General features: G+C 70.4%; 2 protein-coding genes (1 of these 2 only partly in view). Both read left to right on the forward strand.

All coding sequences use genetic code 11. From position 1 onward, the window contains the following. Window positions 1-11,688, forward strand: a complete 11,688-nt coding sequence (locus ACH438_RS44790) for an amino acid adenylation domain-containing protein (RefSeq protein ID WP_397017149.1) — start codon at window positions 1-3, stop codon at window positions 11,686-11,688. Beyond that, window positions 11,688-15,211 carry the beginning of a non-ribosomal peptide synthase/polyketide synthase gene (locus ACH438_RS44795; RefSeq protein ID WP_397017151.1) on the forward strand. It continues 15,859 nt past the right edge of the window, so only the first 3,524 of its 19,383 coding nucleotides appear in the window; the start codon lies at window positions 11,688-11,690; its stop codon lies off the right edge, out of view. Before ACH438_RS44790 ends, ACH438_RS44795 begins: the two co-directional genes overlap by 1 nt.

A 15,211-nucleotide genomic window follows, 5' to 3' on the forward strand; every position in this document is an offset into this window, starting at 1 on the left:
GTGCAGGGTACGGAGTTGGGTGGTTTCGAGTCGCGCGACGTTTCGCGGTCGGAAGACTCGCCGGTCGGGGGATCCACACCGTTTCCGCTCGGTCCCGCGCAGGTGGGCGTCTGGTTCGCTCAGCTGCTGGAGCCGGACGTGCCGGTCAATATGGCGCAGTACGTCGATATCCAGGGCGATTGGGATCTCGAACTGATCGCGCGCATCGGCCGCGAGATGGTGCCGATCTGGCGCACCTCCCAGCTGCGCTTCACCGAGATCGACGGGCAGCCGCGCCAGTACCTCGACCTGTCCGCCACCGAGGACCCCTCCACCTTCCTCGATCTGCGCTCGGCGCCGGATCCCATTGCGGCGGCGCACGAATGGATGCGCGCCGAGCTGGTCCGCCCGGTGAATCTGCTGACCGACCTGCTGTTCGCGCCCACCATCATCCGGATCGCCGATCAGCGTTTCTTCTGGTTCATCCGCGCCCATCACATCGTCGGCGACGGCTACGCGGCGATGAACGTCATGCAGTGGATGGCGAAGCGCTACACCGCGATTCAGCGCGGCGTCGAGCCGGAGAACCTGAAGGTCGGCGACCTGCGCGAGCTGGTCGAGAACGAGCTGGCCTACCGCGACAGCACACGTTTCGTGGCCGACCGCGAGCATTGGGCCGAGCGCACGCGCGGCCTGGACGCTGTCACCTCCCTCAACAGCCGGACCGCGCCCCGCAGCGCCGGCAATCTGGTCTTCGGCCGGGCGCTGCCCGCCGATCTGCAGCAGCGGATGGAAGACCTTGGCGCGCAGCAGGATTCCGGCCTGCCGGTGGTCATCCTGGCCGCCTTCGCCGCCTATCTGGCGCGGCTGACCGGTAAGGACGAGGCGGTGCTGAGCCTCCCGGTGACGGCCCGCACCACCGCGGTCATGCGCCGTTCCACGGGCATGCTGTCGAATATCGTGCCGCTGCGCATGCCGGTGCGGCCGGACACCACCTGGGGTGAGCTGCTGACCGCCACCCGGGTGGAGGTCTCCGGCGCGCTGCGTCATCAGCGCTACCGGCACGAGGACATCCGCCGCGATGCCGAGAACCAGGGCAGCCCGGCCTCGCGCGCCCTGTTCGGCCCGATGGTCAACATCATGCTGTTCCACTCGCAGCTGCAGTTCGGTGACGTCACCGGGCAGCTGCGCCTGATGTCGACCGGCCCGATCGAGGACATGAGCCTCAATGTCTTCTACGGCGAGAACGATCGCGTGCATCTCGATCTCGAGGTGAACCCGAACCTGTACACGGCGGGCGAGATCTCCCGTCATCACGCGCGTTTCCTGCGTTTCCTGGAGCGGCTGGCGGACCTGGATCCGGCCACTCCGCTGGGGCGCGTGGAGGTCAGCACCGAGCTGGAACGCGATGTGGTGCTGCGCTTCTGGAACGAGACCGCCTATCCGGTGGACGCCGCCGCGACCCTGGTGTCGATGTTCGATGCGCAGGCCGCGCGGACGCCGCAGGCCGTCGCCGTGCGTTTCGCCGGTGCGCCGGACCGCGATCTGGATTACGCGACCTTCGCCGAGCGGGTGAACAAGCTTGCCCGGCACCTGATTTCGCTGGGTGTCGGCCCGGAGTCGCTGGTCGCCCTGCATCTGCGCCGTTCGCCGGAGCTGGTGGTCGCCATGTACGCGGCGCAGGCCGCGGGCGCGGCCTATGTCCCGGTGGATCCGGACAACCCGGCCGACCGCACCGCGCACATTCTCGAAACGGCCGCTCCGGCACTGATTCTGAGCATTTCGGCGGAGCGTCCGGAGAGCGGCTCCGCGGTGCTCTGCCTGGACGAACTGAACCTGGAGTCGTACTCGGGCGCGCCGATCGCGGACGCCGAGCGGGTGGCCGCGCTGCGCCCGGCGAATACCGCGTATGTCATCTTCACCTCCGGTTCCACCGGGCGTCCCAAGGGTGTGGCGGTGAGTCATGCCGCCATCGTCAATCGCCTGGTCTGGATGCAGCAGGCGTACGGTTTGCGGCCGTCGGATGTGGTGTTGCAGAAGACGCCGGCCACCTTCGATGTCTCGGTGTGGGAGTTCTTCTGGCCGTTGCAGATCGGCGCCACGCTGGTGCTGGCGCAGCCGGACGGTCATCGTGATCCGGCCGCGCTGCGTGCGGTGATCGCCGAGTACGGCGTGACGGTCGCGCATTTCGTACCGTCCATGCTGGAGATCTTCCTGGCGGATCTCGAAACCACTGCCGGCAGTGACAGCGCACATGTGGTTCGCGGCCCGTCTCGTTCTGGACCGACGGAGCGGGGGAGCGAAGCGGAGGAGCGGAGGAGGGAAGAACGAGACTCGCAGGGCCGCGAACCCGCCGGAGCGAAGCGGAGGCAGATTGAACACAGCTCGCTGCGGCATGTGTTCGCCTCGGGTGAGGCGTTGCCCGCGCGGGCCGCGCAGCGCTTGCGCGCGGTGACGGGTACGAGGCTGCACAATCTGTACGGCCCGACCGAAGCCGCGGTCGACGTCACCTTCCACGAGGTGTCGGCCACGGACACCGTGTTCGTGCCGATCGGCGCGCCGGTGTTCAACACCCGGTTGTACGTGCTCGACGCACGGCTGCGACCGGTTCCGGTGGGTACTCCGGGCGAGCTGTATCTGTCGGGGGTTCAGCTCGCCCGGGGCTACGTTGCGCGACCCGGTCTGACGGCCGAGCGTTTCGTGGCCGATCCGTTCTCGCCCGGCGCGGGCAATCTGATGTATCGCACGGGCGATCTGGTGTGCTGGACCGCCGACGGTGAGCTGGAGTACCTGGGCCGCAGCGATTTCCAGGTGAAACTGCGTGGTCTGCGTATCGAGCTCGGTGAGATCGAGGCCGTTCTCAGTGAATTGGACGAGGTTTCGCGGGCCGTGGTGATCGTCCGTGACGATCAGCTGGTCGCCTATGTGGTGGCCGCGGCCCCGCTGGAGGAGACGCGGGTGCGGGCCGTGGCGGCGCGGGCCTTGCCGGCGTACATGGTGCCCAGCGCCTATGTGGTGCTGGACGCGTTGCCGGTCAATGCTTCCGGCAAGCTGGATCGCGCCGCGCTGCCCGAGCCGGTGCGGGTGGCGGCCGTGTACACGGCGCCGGTGTCGGTGGTGGAGCGTGCTGTGGCGCGCGTCTTCGCTGAGACGCTGGGCGCCGAGCGGGTCGGGCGTTCGGATGATTTCTTCGCGCTCGGTGGCAACAGCCTGATCGCGACCCAGGTGGCGGCGCGGTTGAATGCCGAGCTCGGGTGCCGGTTGACGGTGCGGGAGATGTTCGCGGCCACCAATGTGGCCGAGCTGGCCGAGGTCATCGAGGCCCAGTTCCTGGACGAGGACGCGGGTTCGGCGGCGTTGCCGTTGCTGCCGCGGCTGGGTGCGGATCGTCCGGCGCTGGTGCCGTTGTCGCCGGCGCAGCAGCGCATCTGGTTCCTGAATCGTTTCGATACCACGGTCGCGGCCTACAACATGCCGTTCGTGGTGCGTCTGCGTGGCACGGCGGATCTGGCGGCCTTGCGGGCCGCGGTCGTCGATGTGCTGACCCGGCACGAGGCGTTGCGCACGGTGTTCCCGGTGGCCGCGGACGGTCTGGCCGTGCAGCGGGTGCTGCCGGTCGCCGAGCTGCCCGGCCCGGCGGAGCTGGTGGCGCACGAGGTGGTGGGTGCGGGCGCCGAGCTGGAGGCCGAGCTGGCCCGGTTGGCGGGTGCGGGTTTCGATCTGGAGCGGGAGATCCCGTTCCGGGCGGGGGTTTTCACGGTGCTGGATGCCGATGTCGTCCCGAATTACGTACCGAGCGGTCCGAATTCGGCGTCGTCGCCGGTGGAGGACAGCTACGCGCTGGCCATGGTGCTGCACCACATTGCGGCCGACGGTCTTTCGCTGCCCATCCTGGCCCGGGACCTGCTGCTCGCCTACGGCGCGCGCGCCGCGGGCGCCACTCCGGCCTGGCCGGCGCTGCCGGTGCAGTACGCCGATTACACACTCTGGCAGCGGGATCGCCTGGGCGAGGCCACCGATCCGGAGTCGCTGCTGGCCCGCCAGCTCGACTTCTGGCGGCAGACCCTCGCGGGCGCCCCGGACGTGCTGGAGCTGCCTTCCGATCGCCCGCGCCCCGTGGTGGCCAGCGGTCGCGGCGGTAAGCGCACCCTCGAGCTGCCGGCGGACCTGCACGCCCGGATTGTCGAAACGGCCCGCGCCGAAGGTGTTTCGACCTTCATGCTGGTGCACGCCGCGCTGGCGGCCCTGTTGTCGCGCATGTCCGGTGAGTCCGACATCGTGATCGGCACGCCGGTGGGCGGCCGCGGCGCGCGCGAACTCGATGACCTGATCGGCATGTTCGTGAACACGCTGCCGCTGCGTACCGGGATCGACGGCACGCGCGCCTTCCGCGAGCTGATGCGGCAGGTTCGCGAGGTCGATCTGGCGGCATTCGCGCACGCCGAGGTGCCATTCGAGCAGCTGGTCGAGGCCCTGAACCCGCCGCGCTCGCAGGCCCGGCATCCGCTCTTCCAGGTGGCCCTGTCCTTCACCGCCGTCGGTGATATCAGTGTCGAACTGCCCGGATTGCTTGCCACGACGGGTACGCTGGATACCGGAGTGACCAAATTCGACCTTTCGGTCGCGGTCACCGAAAGCTTCGTCGGTGCCGGTCCCGGGGAAGGTCCGGCACCGGCGGGGATTCTCGCAGAATTCGAATTCGCCGAGGATCTCTTCGATTCCCGCACCATCGATGTGCTCGCCGAGCGCTTCGCGCGCGTGCTCGCCGCCGTCACCGCCGACCCGTCGGCCGTGGTCGATGCGCTGCCCTTCCTGTCCGAAACCGAATATGCCGATCTGACCGCCCGTTCCGGTGGCCCGGTCGAGACCGGCGCGGTGCTGCCGGACCTGCTGGCGGCCGCGGTGGCGGCGCAACCGGATCGGGTGGCGGTCGTCGACGGCGCCCGCGAGATCACCTATCGCGAGCTGGACGCGCGGTCGAATCGCTTGGCGCGGCTGCTGATCGAGCGTGGCGTCGGCGCCGAGGAGCTGGTGGCGCTCGGCATGCCGCGTTCGCTGGAATCGGTGCTGGCGACCTGGGCGATCACCAAGTCGGGTGCCGGTTGGGCGCCGGTGGATCCGGCCTATCCGGCCGACCGTATCGAGCGCATGGTGTCGGATTCGGGTGCGCGTTTCGGCCTGACCGTGGCCGCGGCTCGCCCGGGCCTGCCCGATTCGGTGGACTGGCTGGTCCTCGACGACGCCGAGTTCGATGCTGCCGTAGCGGTATTCGCCGCGGACGCGGTGACGGATGCGGACCGGGTGCGCCCGCTGCGTCCCGGGCACGTCGCCTATGTCATCTACACCTCGGGTTCGACCGGTATGCCGAAGGGCGTCATGGTCACCCACAAGGGGCTGCCGTCCTTCGCGGCCGGGCAGACCGAGCATTTCTTCCTCACGCCGGAAGCCCGGGTGCTGCACGTGGCCTCGCCCGCGTTCGACATCTCGGTGGGCGAGCTGGCCATGGCGATCGACGCGGCCGCGACGCTGGTGATCGCGCCGCCGCACGCCACCATGGGCGCGGAACTCACCGAAATCCTTCGGGCGCACGGGGTTACGCATGCCTTCATGACCCCGTCCGCGCTCGGCACGGTGGATCCCCTGGATACCCCGTCGGTGCGGGTGGCGATCGTGGGCGGGGAGCCGTGCCCGCTGGAGCTGGCGCGCCGCTGGGCGGCGGCCGGTCGTTCCTTCGTGAACGTGTACGGGCCGACCGAGACCACGTGTGTGACGCAGGCGGCGAATCCCTTCTCCGTCACTGACGACCTGCACATCGGCCCGCCGTTCGCGGGCGTGTACGAGTGGGTGCTGGACGAGCGGCTGCGCCCGGTGCCGGTGGGCACCATCGGCGAGTTGTACGTGGGCGGTCCGCAGGTGGCGCGCGGCTATCGCGGCCAGGCCGGTCTGTCGGCGGGGCGTTTCGTGGCGTGCCCGTGGGCGCCGGGTGAACTCATGTACCGCACCGGCGATCTCATGCGCTGGACGGCGGCCGGGTCCATGCAGTGCCTGGGCCGCAACGACTTCCAGGTCAAGTTGCGTGGTTACCGTATCGAGCTGGGCGAGATCGAGTCGGCGCTGGCGGAGCAGCCGCAGGTGCGGCGCGCGGTGGTGTTGCTGTACTCGCATCCGGTGCGCGGTGATCAGCTGGTCGCCTACCTGGTGTCGGCCGACGCGAATCTGGATGTGGCGGCGGTCAAGTCGGCGCTCGCCGGCCGGCTGGCCCCGTACATGGTGCCCGCCGCGTTCGTGGTGATCGACGAGATCCCGTTCACGGTCAACGGCAAGCTGGATCGCCGGGCGCTGCCGGAGCCGGTGTTCGAGAGCGCGGCCTACCGCCGCCCGAGCACGGTCACCGAGGAACTGGTGGCCGGCGTGTACGCCGAACTGCTCGGGGTCGAGCGGGTCGGCGCGGATGACGACTTCTTCGGCTTGGGCGGCAGTTCGCTGCTGGCGGCCAAGGCGGTGGCGCGCCTCGGCGCGGCGCTGGACACCACGGTCGGCGTGCGGCTGCTGTTCGAGGATCCGACGGTGGGCGGCCTGGCCGCCCGGCTGGCCGCGGAATCCGGTGCGGCGCAACGGCCCGCACTGATGGCGGGGGAGCGCCCGGACCTGCTGCCGCTCTCGCCCGCGCAGCAGCGCATGTGGTTCATCAACCGCTTCGACCGGGAGTCGACGGCCTACAACCTGCCGATCGCGCTGCGGCTGTCCGGTGCGCTGGACGCGGCCGCGCTGGCCGCCGCGTTCGGCGATGTGCTGGAGCGGCACGAGACGCTGCGCACCGTCTACCCGGAGACCGCCCAGGGCGCGGCGCAGGTGATTCTGCCGCTCGCCCAGGCCTTCCCGGGCCTCGAGCCGCTCGCGGTGACGGAAGCCGAACTGGCGGTGCGGGTCCCCGAGATCCTCACCACCACCTTCGATGTGACCGCCCAGGTCCCGATCCGGGTGGAGCTGCTGAAGGTCGTGGACGCCGCCGGTGAGTTCACGGGCGAGCACGTGCTCGCCGGTGTGCTGCACCATATTTCGGCGGACGGCTCCTCGGTGGTGCCGTTCGTGCGCGACCTCATGCTGGCCTACGCGGCCCGGATGAACGGCGCCGCCCCGGCATGGACGCCGCTGGCGGTGCAGTACGCGGATTACGCCCTGTGGCAGCACGCGCTGCTCGGCGCGGAGGACGACGACACCTCGGTGGCCGCCCAGCAGCTCGCCTTTTGGCGCGAGACCCTGGCCGGACTGCCCGATCAGCTGGACCTGCCCGCCGATCACCCGCGTCCGGCACGGCAGAGCCTGCGCGGCAGGCAGATTCACCGGCAGGTGGACACCGATCTCCACGCGCGGCTGATCGAACTGGGCCGTGGCCGCGGCGCGACCCTGTTCATGGTGGTGCACGCCGCGTTCAGCGCGTTGCTGTCGCGGCTGTCGGGTACCGCCGATATCGCGGTCGGCACTCCGATCGCCGGTCGTGGCGATACCGCCCTGGACGATGTGATCGGCATGTTCGTCAACACCCTGGCGCTGCGTACCCGGGTGGCCGCCGACGAGCCGTTCACCGCGCTGCTGGCGCGGGTGCGGGCCGGTGACATCGCCGCCTTCTCGCATGCGGATGTGCCGTTCGAGCGCCTGGTCGAGGTGCTGAATCCGGTGCGTTCGCAGGCCCGGCACCCGTTGTTCCAGGTGGGCCTGTCCTTCCAGAACTACGAGCACGCCGAACTACGACTACCGGACCTGACCGTGTCCGAGCTCGAATTCGACAATCACATCGCGCAGTTCGATCTGCACCTGTTCGCCACCGATCGATACACCGAGTCGGGCGCGCCCGCGGGCGTGGATCTCACCCTCGGCTACGCCACCGATCTGTTCACCGAGGCCACCGCGCGGCAGGTGCTCGACGCCTTGTCCCTGCTGCTGGACACCGTTGCGGCGGAACCGGAATCGGTGGTCGGCGATATCGATCTGCTGGGCGCGGAACTGCGGAGCCGGATCCTCGGCGACTGGAACGACACCGAGCGTCAGCTCGTCCCCGCCACCCTCGCCGACCTGGTCGACGCGCAGGTGGCCCGCGCCCCGCAGGCGCTCGCTCTGCTGGACGCGTCGGGTGAAACCTCCCTCACCTACGCGGAATTCGATGCGCGAGTCAACCGCCTGGCCCGTCGTCTGGTCTTCGCCGGCGTGGGCCCGGAGACCGGGGTGGTGCTGGCCATGCGCCGCGGCCTCGAGCTGGTGGTGGCCATGTACGCGGTGGTGAAGGCGGGCGGCGCGTACGTGCCGATCGATCCGGATCACCCGGCCGACCGCATCGCCTACATTGTCGAAACCGCCCGTCCGGCAGTGGTGCTCACCACCTCCGCCGACGGCGCCCCCTTCGCGTCCGATGCGCCGGTGCTGGAGGTGGACCGCCTCGACCTCGCGGTGTTCTCGCCCGGCCCGATCACCGACGCGGATCGCATCCGCCCGCTGCTCGATCAGCATCCGGCCTACGTCATCTTCACCTCGGGTTCCACCGGTCGCCCCAAGGGCGTGACGGTCCCGCACGCCGCCATCGTCAACCAGTTGCACTGGCTGCAGGACACTTTCGCGCTGGGCGCCACCGATCGGGCCCTGCTCAAGACCCCCGCCACCTTCGATCTCTCGGTGTGGGAGTTCTGGTCGCCGCTGACCAGCGGCGGCAGCCTGGTGGTGACCGCCCCCGGCGACGAGCGTGATCCGGATCGGCTGCGCGCGCTGATCGAGGCGCGCGGCGTCACGGTGCTGCATCCGGTGCCGTCATTGCTGGGCATGCTGCTCACGGGTGGTGAACTGCCCGCGTCGGTGCGCGCGGTACTGGCCATCGGCGAGGCGCTGCCCGCGGCGACCGCCGCGCAGTTCCTCGACCGCAGCGCGGCCGGCGCCCAGCTGTTCAACCTGTACGGCCCCACCGAGGCGGCGGTGTCCATCACCTCCTTCGCGGTGCGCGAACCGCATCCGCGGGCCGTGCCCATCGGCGCTCCCGCCTGGAACAGCCGCGTGTACGTGCTCGATGCCCGCCTGCAGCCGGTCCCGGTCGGCGTGCCCGGCGAGCTGTACCTCTCCGGCGCCCAGCTGGCCCGCGGCTACCACGGCCGCGCCGCCCTGACCGCCGATCGGTTCGTCGCCGACCCGTACGGTCCCGGCCGCATGTACCGCACCGGCGATATCGTCCGCTGGCTCGCCGACGGCACCCTCGAATACGTCGAGCGCGCCGACTTCCAGGTGAAGATCGGCGGCTTCCGCATCGAACTCGGCGAGGTCGAGACCGCACTGCGTCGCCAGCCCAGCGTGACCGCGGCGGTAGCGGTGGCACACGCCACCGCCGATGCGGGCGCCCGCCTGGTCGCCTACGTGGCCGTCCCGGACGCCACCGTCGAAGGCCGCGACCAGGTTTCGGCGGCCCTCCGCACGGCCCTGACGGCCGCCCTGCCCAAGTACATGGTCCCGGCGTCCATCACGGTGCTGGAAGCCTTGCCCCTCAACGCCAATGGCAAGGTGGACCGGACCCGCCTCCCGGAGCCGATCTTCGCCACGGCTGCCTATCGCGCGCCCGAGACCGATCTCGAGCGCGCGGTCGTAGCGGCCTTCGCCGAAGTAATCGGCACCGCTGGCGTAGTCGGCGCCGCTGGAGTGGCCGGCGTCGGCACCATTGCCGCTGCCGAGCATTTCGGCGCTGTGGGCGCCGACTTCGGTGCGGAGGGAGCGGCGGCCGCATCGATCGGCCTGGATTCCGATTTCTTTGCCCTGGGCGGTAATTCGCTCATGGCGACCCGCCTGGCCGCGCGGCTGGGTTCGGATCTGGGCCTGCGGGTGCCGGTGGCCGCGATCTTCGAGGCGCCGAGCGCCGGCGAGCTGGCGCGGTGGCTGACCACCGCGGAGTCCGCGGATCTGCGTCCGGCCCTGGTCCGGCGTGCCGGTACCGATCCGGCGCCGGTGTCCCTGGCGCAGCAGCGCATGTGGGTGCTCAATCGCCTGCATCCGGAGTCGGGCGCCTACAACGTGCCCGCCGCCATCCGCCTGACCGGCGCGCTGGATCTGTCCGCGTTGGAGGCCGCGGTGCGGGATGTGCTGGACCGGCACGAGATCCTGCGCACCCGCTACCCGGAGAAGGACGGCGAACCGGTGCAGCTGGTGCTGGGTCTCGACGAGCTGAACGCCCGGCTCACCCCGGCCCCGGTGACGCAGCACGAGCTGCCCGCCCGCCTGGCCGAGATCGTCACGGCCGGTTTCGATGTGACGGCCGCCCCGCCGGTCCGCATGCGACTGTTCGAGCTGGCGCCGCAGGAGCACGTGCTGGTCGTGGTGGTGCACCACATCAGCGCCGACGGCTACTCGGTGCTGCCCATGACCCGGGATCTGGTGCTGGCCTACACTTCCCGGCTCGGCGCGCAGGCGCCCGGCTGGGCGCCGCTGGAGGTCCAGTACGGCGATTTCGCGATCTGGCAGCGCGAGCTGCTCGGCTCCGATGCCGATCCGGAGAGCCTGATCTCGCAGCAACTGCGCTTCTGGGTCGACGAATTGTCCACCGCCCCCCAGCAATTGACGCTGCCCACCGATCGCCCGCGGCCCGCCCGGCGCGATATGCGGGGCGCCAGTGTCGATATCGAGCTGGACGGCGAGGCCACCGATCGGCTGACCGTGCTGGCGCGGGAGCACGGCGCCACGCTGTTCGGTGTCGTGCACGCCTGTTTCGCGGTGCTGCTGGCGAAACTGTCGGGCCAGCGCGATATCTCGATCGGCGTCCCGGTCGCGGGTCGCGGCGAGCGCGCGCTGGACGATCTGGTCGGCATGTTCGTCAATACCGTGGTGCTGCGCACCCTGGTGGACGGCAAGCTGTCCTTCCAGGACCTGCTGCGGCAGGTGCGCGATCGTGATCTCACCGCCTTCGCGCACGCCGATGTGCCCTTCGAGCAGGTGGTGGACGCGGTGTCGGCCGCCACCGGCCGGGCCCGCTCCAGCTCGGTCACCCCGCTGTTCCAGGTGATGTTCGCCTTCCAGAACATCTCCGCGGGCGCCGTGACCCTGCCCGGTATGACGGTCGAGCCGCTGGACGCCGATCTCGGGGAAGCCAAGTTCGACCTGCAGCTCACCGTCGTCGAGAAGCGTGACGAGGCCGGCCGCCCGGCGGGCCTGAACCTCCGGTTCGGTTATGCCACCGATATTTTCGGCGCGGACACGGTGCGCCTGCTGGCGCAGCGCCTGCTGCTGGTGGTGGACGCCGTGCTGGCGGATCCGGCCGCACCCGTGCGCGCCATCGACATCCGCACCACCGCCGAGCGGAACAACCGGGCCACTGCCGGTCGTCCCGAATCTTCTGCCGGAAAATCGAATAATGTTGTGCCACAATCGAATACGATCGAACAACAAGCGGATCTGCCCACGCTGATCGCCACGGCCGCCGCACTGGCCCCCGAGGCGGTCGCGCTCACCCACGGCGACCACACCGTCACCTACCGGGCCCTCGCCGACAAGATCGGCGCCAGCGCCCGTGCCATGGGCGCGGCGGCCAAGCCGGAAGCCCTGGTGAACGTCGCATTGGCCGGACTGGTGCCCGGCATCCTCAAGGCCCTCGGCGGGGCCGGTCTCAGCCAGGTCCTGAGCATGCTGAAAACGCAGGCGCAGGAACTGATTCTCCGCTCGGAAAGCTCGTCGGAAGGAATCCTCTGATGCACTACGCAGAGTCGATCGCTACCAGCCGCACCGGCCGTGTCTCGGTGTTGCGCCGAGCCTACGGAGTGGGGGATCTGCCCGATCTGATCGCGACCGTGGCGGAGCTGGATCCGGAGCGGTCCGCGCTGCGCTACGAGGGTGACACCGTCTCCTACGGCGTGCTGGCGGGCGAGCTCGCCATGCTCGCCGAGGCCATGGGCGGCGCGCTGGAGCCCGAGGCGCTGGTGCAGGTGGTGGTGTCCGGTCAGCTGCCCGCGCTCATGGACGGCGCGGAGGGTGAGCTGACCACGGTGCTGGAGGCGCTGGTCGACGACGCGGTCACGGTGGCCGCCGAAGTGCTGGAACCGAATCTGGCTCCGGTCGAGACGCTGACCACCGAGTTCCGCCGGCAGGTGGACGAGACCCCGGACGCGGTGGCGATCGAGTGCGGCGATATCCGCCTGACCTACGCCGAATTCGCCGCGCGGATCACGGTGCTGGCGCGGCACCTGCGGGTGCTGGGGGTCGGCCCGGACGTGCTGGTGGGTGTGGCGGCGCGGCGCTCGGTGGAGTTGCTGGTCGGCATGTACGCCGTGCTGGAGGCGGGCGGCGCCTACCTGCCGATCGATCCGGACCATCCGGCCGAGCGCATCGCCTACGTGCTCGAGGTGTCGACGCCGGCCCTGCTGCTCACCACCACCGCCGATCAGCCGGCGGCCGAGCTGACCGTGCCGGTGCTGCGCGTCGACGAATTCGAGCGCACCACGGGCGAATTCACCGCCGACCCGAGTCAGGTCGGCTCCCCGGTGGAGGATCCGCAGCCGGTGGCCGACAACCTGGCCTGCGTGCTCTTCACCTCCGGTTCGACCGGACGGCCCAAGGGTGTGGCGATCACGCACCGCGCCATCCAGACCCTGTTCCGGTCCGAGCAGCGCCTGCATCCGCTGTCGCCCGCGGACGCCATGCTGTTCAAGACGCCGATCACCTTCGACGCGTCGGTGTGGGAGATCTTCTGGACCCTGCAGACCGGCGGCCGCCTGGTGGTGACCACGCCGGACGGTCACCGCGATCCCGCGTACCTGTTGCGCGTCATGCGCGAATCCCAGATCACCGTCGCCTTTTTCGTGCCGTCCGTGCTGGCGGTGCTGGTGGCCGAGGCCGCGCAGGATCCCGAAGGCGTCACCGATTCGCTGCGTTTCGTCTCGGTGGGTGGCGAGGCCCTGCAGCCGGCGGTGGCGGCGGGCTTCCGCAGCGTCACCGGCGCGACCCTCTACAACATGTACGGCCCGACCGAGGCCATCGTGCTGGTGACCACGCACGAGGTCACGGCCGCCGATGTCGGCTCGGTGCCGCTGGGCATCCCGGGCGACGATGTCGACCTGCTGGTGCTGGACGAGGATCTGCGCCCGGTCCCGATGGGCGTGGTGGGCGAGCTGTACCTGGTCGGCATGCAGCTGGCCCGCGGCTATTACGGCCGGCCCGGCCTGAGCGCGGAACGCTTCGTGGCCAATGCCGACGGCCCCTCCGGGGATCGCATGTACCGCACCGGTGACCTGGTGCGCTGGGTCCCCGGCGTCGACGGCGCCCCGGCCGAGCTGGAATACCTGGGCCGCAGCGACTTCCAGGTGAAGTTGCGCGGTCAGCGCATCGAGCTGGGGGAGATCGAGGCCGCCCTGCTGCGCGATGACACCGTGGCGCAGGCCGCCGTCCTCATGCACACCCGCGCGGGCGGCGAGCAGGCGCTGGTCGCCTATGCCGTGCCCGAGCGCGGCGCCGAAATCGACCCCGCCGCCGTGCTTTCCGGTGTCCGCGCGCACGTGCCCGCCTACATGGTGCCCTCGGTGCTCATGCCGATGGTGGAGATGCCGCTGACCGTGCACGGCAAGCTGGACCGGCGTGCCCTGCCCGCACCGGTGTTCGCCGACCTGTCCGGCGCCTACCGGGCCCCGGCCACCCCCGCCGAGGAGGCGGTCGCGGCGATCTTCGCCGAGCTGCTCGGCGTCGAACGCGTCGGCGCCGACGACGACTTCTTCGGCCTGGGCGGTAACTCGCTCGTCGCGACCCGCGCCATCGCCCGCATGCGGGATTCGCTGGGCGCGGCCGTGGACGTCCGTGACTTCTTCGACCGCCCGACCGTGTCCGCCCTCGCCCTGCTGGCCGAGAATTCGCCTGCCGCAGCGGGTTCCGCACCGGCGCTGGTGGCCGGTCCGCGCCCGGATGCCCTGCCGCTCTCGCCCGCGCAGCAGCGCATGTGGTTCCTCAACCAGCTGGCGCAGTCCGAATCCGGCGCTGCCGCGGACGGTTACGATGCGTCCGCCGTCGACAATGTGGTGGCCGCGCTGCGCCTGCGTGGCGCGCTCGAAATCGCGGCCCTGTCCGCCGCAGTCACCGATCTGGTCGACCGCCACGAGATCCTGCGCACCCACTACCCGCAGACGCCCGCCGGACCGGTCCAGGTGATCGGCGAGGCCGTCGAATTCGACCTGACCCCGGTGGAAATCGAGGAGCAGGCGCTGCTCGCCACCGTGTATGCGGAGGCCGGGCGTGGCTTCGACGTGGCCGCCGGAGTGCCGCTGCGGCTCCGGTTACTCAGCCTGGGCGCCGATGATCACGCGCTGGTGCTGGTCGTCCATCACATTGCGGCGGACGGCTTCTCGCTCAACCCGCTGCTGCGCGATCTGGTGGTGGCCTACGCCTCCCGTCAGGCGGGCGTGGCTCCCGGCTGGCCGCCGCTGGCCGTGCAGTACGCCGACTACGCGCTGTGGCAGCGGGAACTGCTCGGCGACGAGCAGGATCCGGAATCCCGTGCTGCCCGCGAGATCGCTTTCTGGACAACGGAACTCGATGATCTCCCGGCCCAGCTGGATCTGCCCGCCGATCGTCCCCGCCCGGCGGAGTCGAGCTACCGCGGCGCCACCTTCGAGGAGATCATCCCCGCCGAGCTGCGCGCCGCCGTCGACGCGGTGGCGGCCCGCTGCCAGGCCACGCCGTTCATGGTGCTGCACGCCGCGCTGGCCGCGCTGCTGGCCCGGCTGTCCGGCACCACCGATATCGCCATCGGCACCCCGGTCGCCGGTCGTGGTGAGGCGGCCCTCGACGACCTGATCGGCATGTTCGTCAACACCCTGGTGCTGCGCACCGACGTCCGCGCCGGGCAGTCCTTCGCCGATCTGGTCGGCCATGCCCGCGACCGTGACCTGCGGGCCTTCGCGCATCGCGACGTTCCGTTCGAGCGCCTGGTGGAGGTGCTCAACCCGGTGCGTGCCCGCAACCGGCACCCGCTGTTCCAGGTGGCGCTGTTCATGCAGAACCTGGGTGCGACCATCCCGTCGCTGCCGGGCATGGCTGCCACCCCGGTGGACTTCGACCAGGCCTTCGCCAAGTTCGACCTGAATCTCACCGTGCTCGAACAGGATTCGAGCTACCGCGTCGAATTCACCTATGCCACCGATCTCTTCGACGAGCACACCGTCCGGGAGTTCGCGGCCAAGTTCCTGCGCCTGCTGACCGCCGCCACGGCCGACGCCGACCGCCCGGTGGG

It is taken from the genome of Nocardia sp. NPDC020380 (assembly GCF_044386975.1).
Taxonomy (GTDB): Bacteria; Actinomycetota; Actinomycetes; order Mycobacteriales; family Mycobacteriaceae; genus Nocardia.